The organism is Mesorhizobium newzealandense (assembly GCF_042682145.1).
In the GTDB taxonomy this organism is placed as follows: domain Bacteria; phylum Pseudomonadota; class Alphaproteobacteria; order Rhizobiales; family Rhizobiaceae; genus Mesorhizobium; species Mesorhizobium newzealandense.
Map to the genome: position 1 here is coordinate 808,199 of NZ_JBHUGZ010000001.1, position 19,470 is coordinate 827,668.

Consider the following 19,470-nt stretch of genomic DNA (forward strand, 5'->3'; position numbering starts at 1 on the left):
GTCACCACCCAAGAGGACCCACATATGCCCGCCGAATCACGACAGTTGAAACTCAATCTTTTCATCTATCCTGGCGGCCATCATGAAGCCGGCTGGCGCTACAAGGATTCCGCCCCTGAGAGAATGCTGGACATCGCTTATTATCAGGAACTGGCGAAAAAGGCCGAGGCGAGCAAGTTCGACGCGCTGTTCTTTGCCGATGGGCCGGCGCTCGCCGACAACATCCGCTACGCAAGCCGCTTCAGGCTGGAGCCGCTGACCTGGATTTCGGCGCTTGCCGCCGTGACGCAACGCATCGGCTTCATCGCGACCGCCTCGACCACCTACAACGAACCCTATAACCTCGCCCGGCTGTTCGCTTCGGTCGATCATCTGAGCGGCGGCCGCGCCGGTTGGAACATCGTCACGACGGGCGATGCGTCCGCGGCGCTGAATTTCGGCTTTGACCGACATCCAACCCATGCCGACCGTTACGAGCGCGCCGGCGAATTCGTTGATGTGGTGACCAAGCTCTGGGACAGTTGGGAGGACGACGCGCTCGTCTCCGATCGGGAGTCTGGCATTTTTGCCGACACTGACAAGATCCACTCAATCAATCACATCGGCAAATATCATCGGGTGAAGGGCCCGCTCACGCTTCCGCGCTCACCACAGGGGCGTCCGGTCTACGTCCAGGCGGGTTCATCGGAAGACGGACGATCATTCGCAAGCCGCTATGCCGAGGCGATATTTACAGCCCATCAGACACTCGGCAACGCGCAGGAATTTTACGCTGACATCAAAGCGCGCGTGAAGTCGGTTGGCCGCAACCCTGATCACGTCAAGGTCTTACCCGGCATCAGTCCCTTCATCGGTTCAACCGAGGCGGCAGCTCGGGCACTGTATGACGAGTTCAATGAGCTGACGCAGCCGGAATACTCTCTTCACCAGCTACGCCGCATCGTAGACGCCGACCTTTCCGGCTACGATCTGGACGGGCCATTTCCGCGCGAGCTCATCCGCGTTGAGGGCGAGCGCGGCGCGAGCAGCCGCTTCCACGTCGTACTCGACATCATTGAGAGCGAGAATCCAACCATCCGCCAGTTGCTGCACCGCCTCGCCGGGGCGCGCGGGCATTGGGTCCAGGCCGGGACACCCGAACAGATCGCCGACAAAATCCAGGAATGGTTCGACAATGGTGCCGCGGACGGCTTCAATATCATGCCGCCCTATCTACAGGGCGGGTTCGACATATTCGCCGAGGAGGTGGTGCCTATCTTGCGCAGGCGCGGACTTTTCCGGCACGATTATGACGGGGCAACGCTACGGGACCATTTCGGTCTGCCGCGTCCGCAAAACACATTCAGCGGACTGCAAAGGGCGACCGCTTGATGCATCATGAAGATCGAAGACCTGCTGTTCCCTTTTTTCAGGATTCGCTGAGAAATCTTCAGCTTAAACCCGATTATTGTGGTCCATCTGTCATATTTTCCAAGGCCACTGCACGGTAGAGTAACAGCAACGTAGGTAAGACGGCGCAGACCGTCATGTTCTTTACAAGAGGCAAATCTCCCGAGGGATCGTCAACATGATCCGGCGGTCGGAAGGATCCGCCGGCTGAAAGAGGTCGGTGCCAAATGACGCGGTCAGGAGATGGATTGGATGATCCACGCCAGGCATCTGCACGGATTACCTCCCCAAAATGGCGAGCCGGTCACGGAATTGAGCCACCGTCGCGAGCTTTTCGAGGCAGTGGAGGCCTCGCTGTCTGCTGTCCGCAGGGCGAAGCGCGCAGCAGATGAGAACCTGCGGCGAGTGCACGGTGCGCCGGATAGCGTGCGAAGAGCACATCCGGCATCGCAACAACTGTGCGAGGCCTGCTTTCAGCCATCGGTTGGCGACGGCCTCCGCGTTACGTCAGCCGGTCTCCGGTCAAACATACCCTCATCGAGCCCTCAAAATGGAGCGCTGCTAACTGGGAAAAGGGACGGCAACGGCTGTTTCGATGCTTCGTCATTATCCGGAGAGGTTAGCGCCGCGGCCCGTGTTGAGCGCCGAGCGTCGGATCAACTTGATTTTCTCGGGCATCCAATACCTCGTCGTCCCAGGTGCACTCAGCAAAGCACGCGATATCGTTCCTTTGCGATTCGTCGACTAGAGGATCTATGCGTCAGCAGACAATTGAGAATTTGCATTTAATTTGAGATTCGCGCTTGGCTCGCTGCGAGACCGGTAATTTCTCTGGGGTCGAATACGGGTTGTTAGCCCAAGCAGTCCATCACCGTCGCTTCTTCAAGGAGGCAGCGATGGGACGCGCAAAATCAGAACTGTTTTCGGCACCGTGAAGGTTCGCAATCCCCGTTGGATGCTCTGCCGGGATTGCCATCCTGGCATGGTCGCTGCCTTCGCACCACTCAACGAGATCTGCCCTGATCGAGCCACGCCTGAACTGATTGAACTGACGGCGCGATTGGGAAGCATGATGCCGTATCGGCAGGCAGCGAAGGTGCTTGGCGAATTTCTGCCCATTGAACCCACCGAGACGTACGTGACCGTGCGCAAGCGGACCATCAGGATCGGTGAACGGCTCGATGAACAGATCGCGAAGGAAGAAAGGCGCGCGCGAGCTCAAAGGCACGATCGAAGCCAGCTTGAAATGCAGCTTCCCGGCGACCGACGCAAAGAGTTCGTCATCAGCATCGATACGGCACATGTTCGCAGCGCCGATCCCAATTCCGCGCGAAACTTCGAGCTCGTTGTAGCTCGATGCGGCCGCGGCGGTCGGGGTGATGTCGGTGGCCGCTACCTCGTGACCAGCAACACCGACCAGGCTGCAATCCGGGATCGAGCCCTCCACGCACTTCAGCAAGAAGGCTATTGCGGCTTTGGCAACGTCACCGTGATCTCGGACGGCGCCGAAATCCTGAAGCGGCTGCCCCGCGCCATGCCGAAGCCGACAGCCCACATCATCGACTGGTTCCACATTGGCCATAAAGATCCAGCCCATGCAGCAGATCGCCGATCACATCGTTCCCAGTCCGACCCTTTTGAAGTGCTTCCAACCATCGACAAGGACATCAAAGCCGTGAAGTGGCGTCTCTGGCACGGGCGGGTCGATGGCGCGATCCGCGACCTGGAGCAACTCCTGGCGAGACTGAAAGACTCGCAAAGGGACGGCGAGTTCTCGATTGCACGGCTTTTTAGCCTCGCCTCGCAGCTCCTGACCTATGTCCATTCAAATCGCGGCGCGATCGTCAACTATGGAAAGCGCTATCGGGCTGGGCTTCGCGTTGCCTCCGCTCTGGCCGAGTCGGCGGTGAATTCACTCGTCGGCAAGCGGATGGTCAAAAAGCAACAGATGCGCTGCTCCCCCCACGGTGCCCACATGCTCATGCAGGTCCGGACGGCGGAGATCAATGGCGAACTTCGCGATCGGCTGCGGGCACCCTTCCGACAGCCAGAGCCAAACGTGCCCCCCACTATTCAAGCCCAACCCCCCCTTCTGCGCGCCGCGTAACCCCAGAGAAATTACCGGTCTCACACGCTCTCGGCTCTCTAGAGCGGTTTTCCCTTAATCGGAGTCGTTTGTTTGCAGTGAACGGCTTGTTCTGATTCCCTGATCGAAGTGATTTGCGGAAGGAGCAGCGGCATGGCACGAGCTTACAGCCTGGATTTGCGGACGCGTGTTATCGAGGCGATAGAGGCAGGCCTGTCGACCCGAGAAGCGGCACGGCGGTTTGCCATCGGGATATCGACGTCTGGTGCATGGTATCGGGCCTGGCGTTCGAGCGGCAATCTGGAACCTGGGCGGCAGGGCAAGCCGAAGGTATCGAAGCTGGACGCGCACGAGACTTTCATTCTCGCCTTGGTCGAGACCGATGAGCGGGACATCACGCTTGCCGAGATCGTCGATCGCCTTGCGGCAGAGCGCGGGGTCAAAGCCAGCCTGACGACGGTCCATGCGTTCTTCGCAAAGCGTGGCATCACGTACAAAAAAAGACAGCGCACGCGGCCGAACAGCAGCGACCGGATGTTTTGGCAGCGCGGGAAGAGTGGTTCGAAGGCCAACTCGATCTCGATCCGAGCCGCCTGATCTTCATCGACGAAAGTGGCCTCAATACCAAGATGGCCCGGCTACGAGGCCGCTCTGCGCGTGGACAGCGTTGCCGGGCGGCTGTTCCTCATGGGCACTGGAAATCCACGACCTTCACGGCCGGCCTGCGCCTCGACGGGATCGTCGCGCCCTGGCTCCTGGACGGCGCCATGGATGGCGAAGCATTCCTGGTCTACTTGCGCCGCGTCCTCGTGCCGACGCTTCAACCCGACGATGTCGTCGTGATGGACAACCTGCCTGCTCATAAAGTGGTCGGTGTCCGCGAAATCATCGAGGCTGCGGGGGCTTCCCTTCGCTATCTTCCGCCCTACTCCCCGGACTTTAACCCCATTGAGATGGCCTTCGCCAAGCTGAAGGCTTTACTGCGAAAGGCAGCAGCCCGGTCCATCCCGGAATTATGGGACGCCGTGGCCGTCGCCATCGATCGTTTCCACCCCAAAGAATGCGAAAACCTGTTCGCCCACGCCGGCTACGATGCCTAACCGTGATTATCCAGAAACTGCTCTAGGCCCCTAGTCTATAGCAGGTCGGACGCGGTTTCATTTTTGACTGCGAGTACAAGTAGTCAGCGCTCGCCTCGGCCGCACGCGTAATCGCGGCGAGATCGACATCCAGTACGCCATGACGCTTCATGATCTTGCCGGCAATCACGACGGTGTCCACGTCCGCTGGAGTTGCATTCATGACCACGAGCGCAGTCGGGTTGTGAAGCGGGAAGAGACCTACACGCTTGTAGGACAGAAGGACGATATCAGCCTGCATCCCTGCGGCAAGCATCCCCGTCTTTCCTGACAGACCCGCCGCGGCTGCGCCTCGCAGGGTGGCAAACTCCAGGATATCACGGGTCGTTAGCCGTGATTCAGTCTTCTCGCCCGAATGGTCGAGCATCTGTTGCGATATTTGGCCGCGATGAGTGCCAAGGGTGATTCGCAACGCACCGAGGATGTCGCAGGAATTCACGCTCGGCACGTCAGTCGAGATGCTCGGTCGGATTCCATTGGCCAGCAGCCGCGACAGCGGGTTGGCGCCGCACCCGAGGTGCATTTCCGATTCAACGGAGATCGACACGGTCCCGCCGGTGTCCGCAATCATCTTGTATTCGTCGCTCTTCAACGAATTGCAGTGGACATGGGTAATGTCAGGACCCAAAAGCCCTGCCTCGTGAAGCTGGCCGACAGAATAGGAGTAGGACCCGTTCGAGCCAACATGCACCGTGATCGGCAGCCCCAGCTCCCTGGCCGCCTTGAAGTCGTCCATCCAAACTTCCCGGGATGAGTAGTCTGGGCCACGTGCGGCTATCGCCATGGTGACCAGCCCGCCGGCGCCTGAGAAGTACTGATCTCGCACCCGTCTCGCATCGATCGTATCGAGGCGATGCGTATTTGGAAATTCGTAGCCCGCGTTACTATTTCCATACCCAAAGACTGCACGAATGCCTGAATCTTTGAGCGCAAGCACCGAGGCGTCAGCGTGTGCCGGAGTGTTCATCAGATGCGCCCAGTCGACAAGCGTTGTTGTGCCGGAATCGATGCCCTCAAGCGCGCCGAGCAAGGTTGCGATGTAAAGGTCTTCCGGTCGGTATACGCGCCCGATCACGCCGCGCATGAAGCCAAAATAGTCGGACAGCAGCCAATCCGGTCCGAGCGTATGGACCGTGGACTGCCAGGTGTGGCGGTGCGTATCGACCATACCTGGAACGACGATCATACCCGTAGCGTCAATGACGAAAGCGTCGGTGGCGTCGATCTTATGATCGATGTCAACAATACGATCCCCATCGATCAGAATGTCGCCGGGGGCGAAGTCACGATGGTCATCAGCCATTGTGACGACGGTACCGCCGCGGATCAGAATCCGCTGGCCTTTCCCGGGCTTTGGTTCCGCTACGCCTGCCGGGTTTGTGGCACGCAACCTCGACAGGCCCGGCGCGCCGTTTGTCGCGGCGATAGGTGCCGCCGCAACAGTGTGTTGGTGCAACTGAAAATGGGGGTTCCAGTGGCTCATGCACGAACAAGCCCGGGGGTTGAACACAGGTGAAGCCGGTAGATTGCCCCGATGAGGTGCCGCGTGACTGTCAATGTGAAGGCTCATTGCCGATCCCCTGCCTCGAGATACCTATACTGTTCCTAGCAATCGCCGATGGCCACCTTGGAGCGGCGAGCGCGCAAACTGTTGCGGGCCGCCTGCTCGTGCTGCCTATCGACGCTTTGACCTCATTCAATGAGGACCTTCATGGACGGCCGCACTTGGTGGCCATGGCACTTGCCAGTGTCGCCTCATCAGGCGTCCAAGATGGAGATTCGGCAATATTGTCCTTGGTGACGGTGACGTATGGAACAAGACAGACCTTGTCGGAGTCCGCCAGTGGCTTTCCGTTGAGAGTGTCATCGAGAATCCGGGTCGCAATGATCCCCTCAACCACTGGCGACCAGGCAGATGTAGCGACAAGCGTGCCCTGCTTGATGAGTGTGAGGCCCTCGGGCGAACCGTTCTGGCTTACAATTGTGATCTCCGACACCTTATCGCCAATGGCCTGGATGGCACCTGCCGCCATAGGCTCGTTCATCACGAACAGTCCTTTCAGGTCGGGCGTTTTGGTGACGATGTCCTGTGCTGCCTTGAATGCCTTTTGGCGATCCCAGAGACCATCGACAACGCTGACAATCCTGCTGTCATCCCGGAGGCCGCGCTTGAAACCCTCCAGCATCTCTTCAGCGTCGCCACGGCCGAGCGCACCGGTTATCACGCCCACGCCCCCAGCAGGGAGAGCCTTGGCGAGGGCAGCACCTGCCGCTTCACCAGTCTTGGAATAGTTGACATGGACGAAGCCGGCCGCCTCCGCGCGCAAGTCCGGAGAGTATCCGTAGAGGACCACGACGGGGATTCCAGCTTCTTTCAACAAGGCCAAGTTGGACGCGGAGCTTTGAGCCGTCGAAGGTTCGAGCACCACGCCGGCAACCTTCTTTGTGATGGCATCCTGAACATTCGCGCGCTCGGTTGCTGGATCGAAGTTCGAGACAAGAACGAGCGTGCTTGCACCGAAGCTCTTGGCGGCAAGCTTCACACCATCGGCGGTCCCGTCATAGTAAGGGTTGCTGTAGGTCTGTATGTACGCGACGGTCTTTCCGGTCAAAGGTCCGTCTGCCGAGCTTGCAGGTTGCACGAACACAAATGCCGCAAGTGCTAGGCCAACACCGCTTCGCCCGACAAGATTCTTCCTGATCGCCCCGTACTTTGTCTCCACATTCATGATTTTCCTCCCTGTTTGATCTTACGGTTGGCTGAGATTGCTTATTTTGCGTCTCGCTGCGCCATGACTGCGGTGACAATGACGAGACCCTGGAGCACGTACTGCCAGTTGGGGCTGATCGACATTAGGTTGAGAGCATTGCTGATTAACCCGAGCAACAGGACGCCAAGCAGAGTTCCGATCATGTCGCCCTTGCCGCCCGCCAACGTGGTTCCGCCGACGGCGACGGCGGCAATGGCGCTGAGCTCTTGCCCTGCCCCCATGGTGGCTCCAGCCGAACCGATCTGGCTCACCAGCAAGATCGAACCAATGCCGACAAGCAGACCGTTGAGCGTGTAAATGCCGATCTTAACGGTTCTAATGCGGACACCGGCGAGGTGAGCGGCTGACTCGGAGCCGCCGATGGCATAGAGCCAACGGCCCAACTTTGTGGCGCGCAAAAGGATGTGGCAAAAAAGGGCAACAAGCGCGAAAACGACAACCGCGATCGGTAGTCCGAGAAATTTCAACCTGCCCCAGGTGATAAACTCGTTCGGCAACCCGTACAGGGGCGTCTGTGAAACGAGAAGCGCCAGTCCCTGCAGCAGTGTAAGAACGCCAAGTGTGATAACGAAGGGGTGGATGGGGGAGTAAGAGGCCAGCGTGCCATTGACCGCACCAACTGCCGCTGCAACCGCAAGACATGCCACGATTGCCAGCCAGATCGGGGCGCCTTGCAGCATCACGAAAGCCAGCACCATCCCCGACAGCGAAAGGCTGGAACCGATCGACAAATCCATGCCGCGCGAGACCATTAACAGCGTGGTACCGCTAGCCAAAACGCCGAGCACCGCGACCTGAGACGCGACATTGACAAAATTGTGAACGGTCAGGAATACCGATGACTGGGTGGCTGTGATTGCGATCAGCAGCAGGATGACCGAGGCGAGCGCGATCCGAGAACGATAGACGCGTACCGTTCGGCCAAGGGCAGGTAGCCGGGGCTTCACGTTGGTGCCGGCGCCGACCGCATTTTCAGGGTTACTTGTCATGCTACCGGCTCATCCATGCTGACCGGCAAAGTGGTTCCCATGGCCAGCTCTAGCACCCGCTGCTCCGTCACCTCTGCGCCGGTAAGTTCACCGGCAATGCGCCCCTGGCGCAGCACAAGCACACGATTGGCGACTTGGGTAAGTTCTTCCAGGTCACTTGAAATCACCAAGACCGCGCAGTCGTCACCCGCGAGCGCGCCGATTGTCTGCAAGATCTCCTCCTTAGCGCCGATGTCGACGCCCTGCCCTGGCTCATCGAAGATCATCAGGCGAGCCTTCGTGTGGAGCCAACGCGCAATTGCGACCTTCTGCTGATTCCCTCCCGACAGGGTGGAGACAGGGAACCCAGGCAGGGCCGACCTTATCTTGAGGCGTTTGACCCACGCCATGGCGGTCCTTTGTTCCTCGCCGAGCCGGATGAAACCGCAATATGGCGTCGCGGGCATCCGGGTGAGCGTCACGTTCTGAGCGACAGTCATTTGCTGTAGCAGGCTCTCCGTCTTGCGATCCTCGGGGACTAGCCCTACGCCTAGAGTGATTGCCTCGGCCGGGCTGGCGGGGTGGTAGGGCTTGCCAAAAAGGAACATCTCGCCACTGTCTGGCTGCTCCGCTCCGAAGATGACCCGCGCGAGCCGGGACCTGCCGGAGCCGACCAGACCTGTCAGCCCCACGATCTCGCCGGCGCGAAGGTCTAGATTGATCCCGAAAAGTCGCCGACCTTGCCCGAGGGCCCGCGCAGAGAAGACGACATCGCCCAGTTTCAACTGGGTTGGCCTGGCCAAGGCGACATGCCGGCCGATCATCGCCTCGACGAGTGTCTGCGGCGTCATGCTGTTAGACGGGGCAGTTAGAACCGCCCGCCCTTCGCGCATGACGGTAACGCGATCCGACAGCGCGAGCGTTTCGTGCAAGTGATGCGAGATGTAGACGACAGCGACGCCTTTGCTGGAAAGATCCCGGACAAGCTCTAGAAGTCTGGTGGTCTCCGCTGCTCCCAGCACGGCGGTCGGTTCATCCATGATGATGAGCCGCGCGCCGCGATAGAGTGCCTTTGCTATCTCGACCAGTTGCTGCGCAGCAGGCGAGAGTTGCGACAATGGCGTCATCGGCGAAACATTGAGGCCCACACGCCGAAGCACGTCCTCGACATCGTGCTGCTGATGATCCGGCGTCAAGAACAGGCCGGCGATGGTCCGCTCTCGACCTAGCACAATGTTTTCCACGACGGTGAGGTTAGGCGCCAGGCTGCGCTCCTGAAAAATCGTCGCAAGCCCGAGCTGCTGGACCCGACGTGGCGTCAAAGATTCGCCATGCCACCCGCCAACAGTGATGGTGCCTGAGTCGGGCTTCAGTGCTCCTGAGAGAATCTTGACGAGGGTGGATTTGCCGGCCCCGTTTGCCCCCACGAGTCCATGCACCTCCCCTGGAAGTACCTGCAACTCCATCTGATCGAGAGCTTGGGTTGCGCCGAAGTGCCGGCAAATGCCGGTGGCCGACAGAGCGATTCCGGCTGCTTGCGGAAGAAAGCCGTTGAACTGAGCAGCGTGCTGGTTGCTCGTCATTGCCGGCTTCACCCGATTTTTTGATGAGGGGAACAGGAGGCGGTGGAGACACTGCGAGACGGATGGATGACCATCTTGGCGTGGCAATCGAGCGGGACGTGTTTGATTGCAGACGTTAGGATCGCGCGCGGCCGTATCGTGCTCATCGTCTCCTCCCACTGCAGGCCGGTCTGGTCGCCAGGCTCTGCAAACGTTTGCAACGTAGCCGAAAGAAAATGGGCAGTCAACCACAACTGTCGCAGGGATTTTCCGTGACCGGCTCGGCAGCAAGGTTCTCGTCCGGGCGTCAAAACGCCATGCTTCAGCTTGCCATCCCCCACGGGCAGGACATATGAGCGCAGTCATAGGCAAGCATTACCGTGGAAAACCGATAAGGCGCAGGAAGGCTTATCTTCCGTCCAAAACCCTCGCCGTCGAACTGCGGATCACCAATTCGACGGGCAAGACTACGACTTGAGCCGGCGATTCCCCATTCATAAGCTTCTGCAACATCGATCCAGCTTCAAATCCCATCCTGTATTGCTGAATCCTTATGGTCGTAAGAGGGGGATCAATTCGATCAACCATCGGCATGTCGTTGTATCCGGTCACAGATACATCTTTGGGGCAGATAAGATTTCGGCGGCTCAGGGCCGCCAAGGCGCCAACCGCAAGACGGTCGTTTGCACAAAGGATAGCAGTAAACGTGTGGCCTGCCGCTATGAGTTCCTCAACGCAATGTTCGCCCGCAGACTCGTTGTATGCCTGGGCGAACGCCACCAGGCTTTCGTCGCTATCCAGGTTCAACGATGACCTGGATTGCACGAATGCTGCGTAGCGCTCTGCGCCAGTCGACAGGGTCTGCGGGCCGGCGATCATCGCAATCCGCCGGTGGCCCAATGACACCAAGTGGGTGAGCGCGCGCCGAACACCTTCGGATTCGTCGTGTACGATCGAATGGACGGAATCACGGTCCGGTCTGCGATTTACAGTCACGATCGGGATGCTTTCCGAGGCAGCCAGATCAAACACATCGTCTTTGCGCTCGACGCTCGCCAGGATCAATCCATCAATACCTCGGCCAACGAGAGTATCAAGAAGAGTGCGCTCTCGCTCGTTATCGCCATCAGTGTTCCCTACGATCGCCAGATATCCTGCCGTGGAAAGCGAATCTTCTATGCCTCGGATCATCGGGGGAAAGATGGCGTTGGTGATGTCGGGAACAATGACGCCGACGGTCTTCGTACGATTCGTTTTCAGTGAGTAGGCGGCCGCATGCCGCCGGTAGTCCATTTGTCGACTTGCCCTGATGACCTGTTCGACGACGTCCGAATTAATCAGATGCCGGGTGTTGGGACCAAGGGCACGTGAAACGGTGGACACATGGACACCTACGGCCTCGGCCACTTCACGCAGCGTGATGCGCTTCTTCGTCGTCATGATGCAACCGCCATACAAAAATTGAAGGACTCAATGGACACCAAGGGTCTATCGCGATTTAGGCAAAAAAGTAGCTGCATGCGAATTCAAGCCTTCAGGGGCCTCGCTCCACACAGCCATAATGCGCGCCTGGTCCTCCTGTTGGTAGCGACCGCAGCTTTCTTTAGGAGGCATCGTCACTTTTTAGCACTTCCGATTTGACGCTGGGAAATTACGCGTGCTATATCATGCAAACGTTTGCAGACAAGAAGGCAAACTGACCATCGCCCGTGGCGCCCAATTGTCCGCTCGACGTTCTTTTACAAAGGCCACTCGATGAAACAACAGTTAGCGGAGCGCGCATCATGACAGAATTGAGGATCGGATGGATCGGCCTTGGCCGAATGGGCTATCCGATGGCGGAGCGGTTGTTGAAGGCAGGGCATTGCGTCCAGATTTGGAACCGCACGCGCTCCAAGGCAGAGCCTTTGGTCGATCTGGGGGCAACACTAAAAGACTCGCCCCGTGAACTCGCAGGCTGCGACGTTCTGTTTACGATGGTCTCAACCGGGGCGGATGTCGAGCAGGTCTACTTTGGCCAAGACGGGGTCCTTAGCGGTACCGCCATGCCAAAGATTTTCGTTGACTGCTCGTCAATCGGGGTCGAGGAATCGGCCGACCTCCGTCGACGCCTAGGGGCACGTGGCGCCCAACTCATCGCTTCGCCCGTGAGCGGCAATGCTAAATGCGTGCGGGCCGGCAAGCTGAGCGCCGTTGTGTCGGGCCCGAGGCCCGCCTTCGATCAGGTCGAGAACCTTATTGCAGCTTTTGCCGTGCGGGGCGTGTCCTATGTGGGGGACGGCGAACTCGCGCGCTTCTGCAAGATCGCACACAATGTCTTTCTTGGCGTCGTCATACAGAACCTCGCTGAAATCACCATTCTTTGTCAGAAGGCCGGCGTGCCTCGGAGTGCGTTTCTCAACTTCATGAACGACTCGGTGATGGGTTCGACCTTCACCCGGTACAAATCGGATGCTCTCGTCAATCTCGACTGGACGACCACCTTCAGTCCGGCGCTGTTGCGCAAGGATCTTGATCTGGGGCTCGCGGCCGGACGCGTGCTCGACGTACCCATGCCCGTCACTGCAATCACTCGCGAGGCGTTCCAGATGCATTTCGGCGCCGCGAACCTGCAGCTCGATCCTAAGGACTATCTTGGCAAAGACTTCGCGGCTGTACTGGAGACCGTTGCGCTTGCTTCTGGGGTCAAATTGAAGAGCGAGGGGGTGCCTATACCTACGGGACTGGAGGTTCCCGAGAGCGTCGGTCAATAGGAGCCTGCCGAGTTGTCCCGTTCCTGCCGAGAACGGCTAGGGGGCGGGACAAGGGTTTGTCTGGAAAGGCGCGGCTCGTGTAGCGACGCAATCAAGCATAGTGCGCAATACCACGCGCGCCGAGGCTTCAATGGAGAGAGAAAAATGTCCAGCGCCCTCAACCCTCGCATCCTGCAACCCGGCGATATCGATCCGAACTGGCGTTGGGACCGGCACCTGCCGGCCTTAGGCCATACCGCCGTGGACTTCGAACGTCGGGTCGACCACGATCGGCTGCGGCGCTATCGGCTAAGCCGCGCCAAGACGGCCCTCAACAAGTCCGGCTGCGGTGCGCTGCTGCTCTTTGACGTCAACAACATCCGATACGTCAGCGGCACCAAGATCGGCGAGTGGGAGCGCGACAAGATGTGCCGCTTCGCGCTTCTTGCCGGCGACGAGGAGCCCTATGTCTGGGACTTCGGCTCGGCTGCCGTTCATCATAGAGAGTACTGTGACTGGCTCGACCCTGAGCGCTGCCGGGCTGGCGTCGTTGGCATGCGGGGTACGATCCCGCCGTCCTTCGGCCTGATGAAGCACTACGCCGAAGAGATCTTCAACTTGCTGAAGATGGCCGGTGTCGCCGACATGCCGGTCGGTGTCGACTACGCGGAGACCGCGATGTTCTTCGCGCTTCAGGAAGCCGGCCTCAAGGTCGTCGACGGCCAGCAGGTCATGCTGTCCGCACGCGAGATCAAGAACGTTGACGAGATCCATCTCCTCAACCAGGCGGCAAGCATGGTCGACGGCGTCTACCACATGATCTGGGAGGAACTGAAGCCTGGTATCCGCGAGAACGACATCGTCGCGATGGCCAACAAGATGCTCTACGAAATGGGCTCGGACGACGTCGAGGCCATCAACGCCATCGCCGGTGAGCGCTGCAATCCGCACCCGCACAATTTCACCGACCGTTACTTCCGCCCCGGCGACCAAGCCTTCTTCGACATCTTGCAGAGCTATCAGGGATACCGCACCTGCTATTATCGCACGTTCAACATCGGCCGGGCTACGCCGGCGCAGAACGATGCCTATATCAAGGCCCGCGAGTGGCTGGACGCGGCCATCGCGCTGATCAAGCCGGGCGTCACCACCGACGTAGTCGCCAAGGTCTGGCCGACCGCCGAGAGCCTTGGCTTCCCCAACGAGCTGGCCGCCTTTGGGCTCCAGTTCGGACACGGCTTAGGTCTGGCGCTGCACGAGCGGCCGATCATCAGCCGTGCCGTCAGCCTCGATCACCCAATGGAAATCGAGACCGGGATGGTCTTTGCGCTCGAAACCTACTGCCCCGCGGCGGACGGCTATTCAGCGGCCCGCATCGAGGAAGAGGTGGTCGTTACCGACAAGGGCTGCGAGGTTATCAGCCTGTTCCCCGCCGAAACCCTGCCGATCGCCAATCGGTACTGAGACGGCAAGAGACGGGAGGACCCGAACCGATGAACGCCAGGAAAACCAACGCGGAAGCCTACCTTCGCATGTACCGGCAGATGGTGCGCATCCGCGTCTTCGAAGACAATGCCAACCAGCTTTATCTGTCGGCCAAGATGCCCGGCCTCACCCACATGTATTCCGGGCAGGAGGCCGTCGCGGTCGGCATCTGCGAGGTGCTGACGCGCGACGACAAGATCACTTCGACACATCGCGGCCACGGCCATTGTGTGGCCAAGGGCGCCGAATTCAAGGAAATGTTCTGCGAGCTTCTGGGCCGTGCCGAAGGCTATTGCGGCGGCAAGGGCGGCTCGATGCACATCGCCGATCAGTCCAACGGCAATCTCGGTGCCAACGCCATCGTCGGCGGTTCGATGGGGATAGCCACCGGTGCGGCGCTCTCGGCAAAGCGGCTCGGCCGCAAGGACGTGACCGTATGCTTCTTCGGTGACGGCGCAACGGCGCAGGGGCTTCTCTATGAGGTCATGAACATGGCCGCGCTCTGGAAGCTGCCAGTCATCTACGCATGCGAAAACAACGGCTACAGCGAGTACACCAAGACAGCGGAGATCGCGGCGGGGTCGCTTCCCGCCCGCGCCGAGGCCTTCGGCATCGAAGCCTTCAAGGTGGATGGTCAGGATGTGCTGGCGGTGAACAAGCTCGCGGAGCGGCTGGTGGCGCGCTGTCGCAAGGGCGAAGGCCCGTTCTTCATCCAGCTCGATACCTACCGCTACCACGGCCACCACGTCGGCGACATCAACCGCGAGTACTATCGCTCGAAGGATGAGGAAGCGCTGTGGAAGACAGAGCGCGATCCTATCGTCAATTTCGGTCGATGGCTGGCCGCTGAGGGGCTTGCAACGCCAGAGGAGCTGGCGTCGATCGATGCCGAGGTGGGTGCCGAGGCTGGTGCCGCGGTCGCTTATGCGTTGGCGGCGCCCTTCCCCGATGCGTCTCAGGTGGGACGCCATGTCTTCACCGACATGATCGTCGCCTGAGGAAACCGATATGCGCGAGATCACACTTTCCAAGGCCGTCAACGAGGCCATCGCGGAGGAAATGCGCCGCGACCCATCGGTCTTTCTCATCGGCGAGGATGTCGCGGAGGCAGGCACCCCGTTCAAGGTCCTGTCGGGCCTTGTCGAGGAGTTCGGCACCGACCGGATCATCGATACGCCGATTTCGGAGCCCGGTTTCATGGGCCTGGCGGTTGGCGCGGCGATGACAGGATCGCGTCCGATTGTCGACCTGATGTTCGGCGATTTCCTTTTCCTGGTCATGGACCAGCTCTGCAACCAGGCTGCAAAGGCCCACTACATGTCCGGTGGCAAGCTCAAGGTGCCGCTCGTGCTGCGCACCAATCTGGGCGCGACGCGGCGCTCCGCCGCGCAGCACAGCCAGTCGCTGCATGCCCTCGTCGCGCACATACCGGGCCTGAAGGTCGCGCTGCCGTCCTCCGCCTACGAGGCCAAGGGCCTGCTGAAGACGGCAATCCGCGACGACAATCCAGTGGTCATCTTCGAAGACAAGCTGATGTATCAGGAGAAGGCGCCGGTGCCCGAAGAGGAATACCTCATTCCGTTCGGCAAGGCCGAGGTGCTGCGCCCGGGGCGCGACATCACCATCGTTGCCACGTCCTCGATGGTGCAGGTCGCGCAAAAGGCGGCCGTCCTGCTGGAGCGCGATGGCATCGCCGCCGAGATCATCGACCCGCGCACCATCGTGCCACTCGACATGGAGACGATCCTTGCCTCCGTCCGCCGTACGGGGCGGGCCATGGTCGTCGATGAAGGCCACCAGAGTTTTGGCGTCACGGCCGAGATCGCCAGCCGCATCGCGGAAAGGGCGTTCTATCATCTCGATGCGCCGGTCCAGCGGATCGGAGCGATGGACGTCCCGGTGCCGTTCTCCCCGGTGCTGGAGGACATGACCGTCCCGACGCCGGAATCGGTTGCCGAGCGAGGCCGTCTGACGGTGCGTGGAGAGTTGTTCCATGCGGCGTGAGATCATCATGCCGGCGCTGGGCATGGCGCAGAAGACCGGCCTGATCGTCGCCTGGCACAAGGCACCAGGTGACGCGGTGAAGGCTTCCGACATCCTGCTCGACGTCGAGACGGACAAATCGACGATGGAGGTCGAGGCCGGGCATGACGGTTATGTGGCCGCGCTGATGGCTGGCGCCGGCGATGATGTCCCGGTCGGTTCCCCCATCGCGATCATATCCAGCGAAAAGCCGGACCTTGGCTCCACGCCGGCCAAGGCCGCGCCGTCGCCACCCGCTACGGAGAAACTTGCGATACCCGCGGCGGTGCCCGCCGTGCCGGCGGCCAAGCCGCCTCTCGAAAAGCGGATGCTCTTGGCAGCAGCCGATGATGGCAGGATCCTTGCCTCGCCGAAGATCAGGCGCCTTGCGGCCGAGCGCGGCATTGACCTCGGCCGGCTGGTCGCGCACGGCATGAGGCAACCTTTCCACGCCGCCGATCTCGACGCGCTGCCGCCGGCCCCGGCGATCACCGCTCCGGCGATGCTCTCGGAGATCGAAGCCATGATCAAACCGGCGGGCCTTGCCGGGATGATTCGGCTGCTCGGGGAGGAAGGTGGCACGGCGGGACGAGCCGCCTTATGGGCCGCCTTCGCCGCATCGAGCTTAAGGGCCACGGCCGATGATCACGGCCAGATATCCATACGGGTCGAACAGGGCTCCACCAGCCTGCATTTCCACGACCCGGACCAGAGTCCATTGTCGCGCCTCGAAGCCACGCCGGAGGATGGCGAGATCAGCCTGGCCCTGCGCGACCTCACCGGCACATGCGTTGTTTCGACGCGATTTGCCGTCGAGCCGGCGCCCGTTCTGACGCTCACCGGCGACGCCGGCCACATGAACCTGCGTCTGATCTTCGACGCGTCGCGGCTGACCCCCGCCGCTGGGACGGCGCTGGTCACCGGCTTTGCCGCGCGGCTCCTCGATCCGCTTCGACAGCTACTTTGAGGAGGACCCTCATGTCGCCGTACGACGGACCCGTCGATCTCTACATTGGCGGCCAATGGCTTCCCGCCTCGGCCGGCGGCCGCTTTGACGTCGTCAATCCCGCCAACGAGACGGCTCTAGCCTCTGTCGCTTCCGGTACGGAAGCGGATGCCAGGGCGGCGGTCGATGCCGCCGCTGCGGCCTTCCCCGCCTGGGCCGCGCGGCGTCCGCGCGAACGCGCCGACATCCTGCGCCGCTGCTTCGAGCTGATGAGCGCACGTCTCGGCGATTTTGCCAGGCTGATCACCCTGGAAAACGGCAAGGCTCAAGCCGACGCAATGGGCGAGGCGGCCTATGCGGCCGAATTCTTCCGCTGGTTCTCGGAAGAAGCGGTGCGCGCCGAGGGCCATCTCGGGCATGCTCCCGCATCGGGTGCGCGCATTCTCGTGCACCAGAAGCCCGCGGGGGTAGCGGTCCTGGTGACGCCGTGGAACTATCCGGCGGCAATGGGGACGCGCAAGATCGCGCCGGCACTGGCCGCAGGCTGCACCGTCGTTATCAAGCCGGCATCGGAGACGCCGCTCACCATGCTGGCGCTGATGCCGCTGCTCGAGGAGGCAGGGGTGCCGCCGGGCGTCGTCAATGTGCTGCCGAGCCGCCGATCGGGGGCGGTGGTCGACGTTATGCTGCATGATCCCCGCGTCCGCGTGGTTTCTTTCACCGGCTCGACGGGCGTCGGCCGCAAGCTGCTGCATGCGGCGGCCGACCAGGTCATCAAGCCGGCGATGGAACTGGGCGGCAACGCGCCCCTCATCGTCTTCGAAGACGCCGACATCGATGTCGCGGTCGAGGGGGCGATGGTCGCCAAGATGCGCAATCTGGGCGAAGCCTGCACGGCGGCCAACCGCTTCTATGTGCACGAGCGGATCGCCGGGGAGTTCACCCGGCGTTTCACCGCTCGCATGGCCGCGCTCAAGATGGGCAATGGACTGGCGCCGGGTATTGACGTTGGCGCGCTGGTCAACGCCGACGCCCGCGACAAGGTCGCGGCCTTTGTCAAGGATGCGCTGGCGCGCGGCGCGGAACTGTTGCTGGGCGGAACGGTGCCCGACGGGCCTGGATTCTTCTATCCGCCGACCGTGTTGTCCAACGTGCCGGGCGACGCTGACTGCATGCGCGACGAGATTTTCGGCCCGGTGGCGGCGATCCAGACCTTCGGCGACGGTGACGACGTGGTCGCTCGCGCCAACGACACCGAATATGGCCTTGTCGCCTATGTCTTCACCCAGGATATGCGCCGTGGGCTGAGCGTGTCGGAGCGTCTGGAGTTCGGCATGGTGGGCCTCAATCGCGGCCTCGTTTCCGATCCGGCCGCACCCTTCGGCGGCGTCAAGCAATCCGGCCTCGGTCGCGAGGGGGGCAAGGACGGCATGCTGGAATTCATGGAAACCCAGTACATAGCGACCAATTGGTGAACAGGATGACAGCGACCGTCGCCAGCCCTTCCACCCGGCAACGCGCCCGCGAGGCGGGCGTGGATATCGATGCTCTTGCGACCGAGCTGGGCCGGGACATGATCTCCCCGGGCGATATCGATGACAGGCTGGAGGGCAGGCGCGTCGGCCCCGGCGGGGACTATCGCCGCTACTGGGACGTCGACCACGCGCGATATGGCCCGGTCCGCGAGGAGGCGACCAGCCGCTTCGGCCAGATCGCCGCACTCAACCTGGCCGCCGCGCAGCAGGTCATCCCGGCCGTAACGCATCACGACCGCGCCGACATGACGGCGATCGACGCGGCGCGCGCGGCATTCCAGGACGAGGCGCGGACGCGCGGGGCGAAGCTCACCGCACTGGCCTTCCACGTAAAGGCACTCGCCCGGACGCTGCGGGATTTTCCGCGCTTCAACGCCTCGCTTTCAGCGGACGGCCGCACCCTTTTTCTGAAGGACTATGTCCATATCGGCATCGCCGTCGATACGCCGCACGGCCTGATGGTGCCCGTCATCCGCGACGCCGACCGTAAGGGCCTCTGGCGTATCGCCGGCGAAGTTGCCGATCTCGCGACCCGCGCGCAGCAGCGCAAGGTCCGCGCCGACGAGATGGACGGTGCGTCCATGTCGATCAGCAATCTGGGCGGCATCGGTGGCATCGGCTTCACGCCGATCGTCAATCCGCCGGAAGTGGCCATCCTCGGCATTTCCCGGACCGAGGTCGCGTCGGTGTGGAATGGCGGGGCCTTCGTACCGACCCCGATGACGCCGCTCGACCTGAGCTACGATCACAGGGTGGTCAACGGAGCCTACGCCGCGCGCTTCCTGGTGCGTTACATCAACCTGTTGGCCGACCCGCGCCGGTTGATGATCTGAGA

The 19,470-nt window shown here is 61.2% G+C and carries 15 protein-coding genes; 10 read left to right on the top strand and 5 right to left on the bottom strand.

From position 1 onward, the window contains the following. Positions 1 to 24: 24 nt before the first annotated feature. The 3 genes from ACFSOZ_RS03540 (at position 25) to ACFSOZ_RS03550 (ending at position 4,575) form a co-directional block, all read left to right on the top strand. The gene (locus tag ACFSOZ_RS03540; RefSeq protein ID WP_379093702.1) at positions 25 to 1,371 is read left to right on the top strand and encodes an LLM class flavin-dependent oxidoreductase; all 1,347 of its coding nucleotides are present in this window, start codon (positions 25 to 27) and stop codon (positions 1,369 to 1,371) included. A 928-nt stretch (positions 1,372 to 2,299) separates the two neighbouring features. Next, the gene (locus tag ACFSOZ_RS03545) at positions 2,300 to 3,496 is read left to right on the top strand and encodes an ISKra4 family transposase (RefSeq protein WP_379093863.1); all 1,197 of its coding nucleotides are present in this window, start codon (positions 2,300 to 2,302) and stop codon (positions 3,494 to 3,496) included. Between the two features lie 132 nt (positions 3,497 to 3,628). Then, positions 3,629 to 4,575, top strand: a protein-coding gene (locus ACFSOZ_RS03550) for an IS630 family transposase (protein WP_417568608.1) whose coding sequence is annotated in 2 segments (ribosomal slippage) — positions 3,629 to 3,970 and positions 3,973 to 4,575 — 945 coding nt in all. Because the reading frame shifts where the segments join, the coding sequence is not laid out codon by codon here. A 22-nt stretch (positions 4,576 to 4,597) separates the two neighbouring features. On the opposite strand, the gene ACFSOZ_RS03555 is transcribed toward ACFSOZ_RS03550, so the two are convergent. The 5 genes from ACFSOZ_RS03555 to ACFSOZ_RS03575 all read right to left on the bottom strand — a co-directional run bounded on the left by ACFSOZ_RS03555 (position 4,598) and on the right by ACFSOZ_RS03575 (position 11,355). Further along, a complete protein-coding gene (locus tag ACFSOZ_RS03555) occupies positions 4,598 to 6,097 on the bottom strand; it encodes an amidohydrolase family protein (RefSeq protein WP_167392230.1) in 1,500 nt (499 codons plus the stop codon). Positions 6,098 to 6,323: 226 nt separating this feature from the next. Then, complete coding sequence (locus ACFSOZ_RS03560; RefSeq protein ID WP_378922639.1) at positions 6,324 to 7,343, bottom strand: sugar ABC transporter substrate-binding protein; 1,020 nt, start codon at positions 7,341 to 7,343, stop codon at positions 6,324 to 6,326. Positions 7,344 to 7,384: 41 nt separating this feature from the next. Next, on the bottom strand, positions 7,385 to 8,374 hold the full coding sequence (locus tag ACFSOZ_RS03565; RefSeq protein WP_378922637.1) for an ABC transporter permease: 990 nt from the start codon (positions 8,372 to 8,374) through the stop codon (positions 7,385 to 7,387). Next, on the bottom strand, positions 8,371 to 9,936 hold the full coding sequence (locus ACFSOZ_RS03570) for a sugar ABC transporter ATP-binding protein (RefSeq protein WP_378922635.1): 1,566 nt from the start codon (positions 9,934 to 9,936) through the stop codon (positions 8,371 to 8,373). Before ACFSOZ_RS03570 ends, ACFSOZ_RS03565 begins: the two co-directional genes overlap by 4 nt. Before the next feature lie 387 nt (positions 9,937 to 10,323). Further along, a complete protein-coding gene (locus ACFSOZ_RS03575) occupies positions 10,324 to 11,355 on the bottom strand; it encodes a LacI family DNA-binding transcriptional regulator (protein ID WP_095088762.1) in 1,032 nt (343 codons plus the stop codon). A 344-nt stretch (positions 11,356 to 11,699) separates the two neighbouring features. On the opposite strand from ACFSOZ_RS03575, the gene ACFSOZ_RS03580 reads away from it, so the two are divergent. The 7 genes from ACFSOZ_RS03580 to ACFSOZ_RS03610 all read left to right on the top strand — a co-directional run bounded on the left by ACFSOZ_RS03580 (position 11,700) and on the right by ACFSOZ_RS03610 (position 19,468). After that, positions 11,700 to 12,668 (top strand): NAD(P)-dependent oxidoreductase, encoded by a 969-nt coding sequence (locus tag ACFSOZ_RS03580; RefSeq protein ID WP_095088764.1) that lies wholly within the window; start codon positions 11,700 to 11,702, stop codon positions 12,666 to 12,668. A gap of 144 nt (positions 12,669 to 12,812) precedes the next feature. Continuing rightward, positions 12,813 to 14,111, top strand: coding sequence for a M24 family metallopeptidase (locus ACFSOZ_RS03585; protein ID WP_095088766.1), 1,299 nt, complete (start codon positions 12,813 to 12,815; stop codon positions 14,109 to 14,111). A 29-nt stretch (positions 14,112 to 14,140) separates the two neighbouring features. Then, positions 14,141 to 15,130 (top strand): thiamine pyrophosphate-dependent dehydrogenase E1 component subunit alpha, encoded by a 990-nt coding sequence (locus tag ACFSOZ_RS03590; RefSeq protein WP_095088768.1) that lies wholly within the window; start codon positions 14,141 to 14,143, stop codon positions 15,128 to 15,130. Between the two features lie 10 nt (positions 15,131 to 15,140). Further along, positions 15,141 to 16,136, top strand: a complete 996-nt coding sequence (locus tag ACFSOZ_RS03595) for an alpha-ketoacid dehydrogenase subunit beta (protein ID WP_095088771.1) — start codon at positions 15,141 to 15,143, stop codon at positions 16,134 to 16,136. Beyond that, positions 16,126 to 17,121 carry a biotin/lipoyl-containing protein gene (locus ACFSOZ_RS03600; protein ID WP_378922631.1) on the top strand — a complete coding sequence of 332 codons (996 nt, stop codon included), beginning with the start codon at positions 16,126 to 16,128 and terminating at the stop codon, positions 17,119 to 17,121. The genes ACFSOZ_RS03595 and ACFSOZ_RS03600 overlap by 11 nt, the downstream gene beginning before the upstream one ends. Before the next feature lie 11 nt (positions 17,122 to 17,132). Then, positions 17,133 to 18,575: an NAD-dependent succinate-semialdehyde dehydrogenase gene (locus ACFSOZ_RS03605; protein WP_095088781.1), complete on the top strand. Its 1,443-nt coding sequence runs from the start codon at positions 17,133 to 17,135 to the stop codon at positions 18,573 to 18,575. Positions 18,576 to 18,580: 5 nt separating this feature from the next. Continuing rightward, the gene (locus ACFSOZ_RS03610; protein WP_095088886.1) at positions 18,581 to 19,468 is read left to right on the top strand and encodes a 2-oxo acid dehydrogenase subunit E2; all 888 of its coding nucleotides are present in this window, start codon (positions 18,581 to 18,583) and stop codon (positions 19,466 to 19,468) included. Positions 19,469 to 19,470: the final 2 nt, after the last annotated feature.

What these genes read in the sequence shown, in the direction of transcription:
- ACFSOZ_RS03605 (WP_095088781.1), top strand. Translation starts at nt 17,133, where the DNA reads ATGTCGCCGTACGACGGACCCGTCGATCTCTACATTGGCGGCCAATGG.
- ACFSOZ_RS03555 (WP_167392230.1), bottom strand. Translation starts at nt 6,097, where the DNA reads ATGAGCCACTGGAACCCCCATTTTCAGTTGCACCAACACACTGTTGCG.
- ACFSOZ_RS03540 (WP_379093702.1), top strand. Translation starts at nt 25, where the DNA reads ATGCCCGCCGAATCACGACAGTTGAAACTCAATCTTTTCATCTATCCT.
- ACFSOZ_RS03580 (WP_095088764.1), top strand. Translation starts at nt 11,700, where the DNA reads ATGACAGAATTGAGGATCGGATGGATCGGCCTTGGCCGAATGGGCTAT.
- ACFSOZ_RS03590 (WP_095088768.1), top strand. Translation starts at nt 14,141, where the DNA reads ATGAACGCCAGGAAAACCAACGCGGAAGCCTACCTTCGCATGTACCGG.
- ACFSOZ_RS03610 (WP_095088886.1), top strand. Translation starts at nt 18,581, where the DNA reads ATGACAGCGACCGTCGCCAGCCCTTCCACCCGGCAACGCGCCCGCGAG.
- ACFSOZ_RS03575 (WP_095088762.1), bottom strand. Translation starts at nt 11,355, where the DNA reads ATGACGACGAAGAAGCGCATCACGCTGCGTGAAGTGGCCGAGGCCGTA.
- ACFSOZ_RS03600 (WP_378922631.1), top strand. Translation starts at nt 16,126, where the DNA reads ATGCGGCGTGAGATCATCATGCCGGCGCTGGGCATGGCGCAGAAGACC.
- ACFSOZ_RS03595 (WP_095088771.1), top strand. Translation starts at nt 15,141, where the DNA reads ATGCGCGAGATCACACTTTCCAAGGCCGTCAACGAGGCCATCGCGGAG.
- ACFSOZ_RS03560 (WP_378922639.1), bottom strand. Translation starts at nt 7,343, where the DNA reads ATGAATGTGGAGACAAAGTACGGGGCGATCAGGAAGAATCTTGTCGGG.
- ACFSOZ_RS03565 (WP_378922637.1), bottom strand. Translation starts at nt 8,374, where the DNA reads ATGACAAGTAACCCTGAAAATGCGGTCGGCGCCGGCACCAACGTGAAG.
- ACFSOZ_RS03570 (WP_378922635.1), bottom strand. Translation starts at nt 9,936, where the DNA reads ATGACGAGCAACCAGCACGCTGCTCAGTTCAACGGCTTTCTTCCGCAA.
- ACFSOZ_RS03585 (WP_095088766.1), top strand. Translation starts at nt 12,813, where the DNA reads ATGTCCAGCGCCCTCAACCCTCGCATCCTGCAACCCGGCGATATCGAT.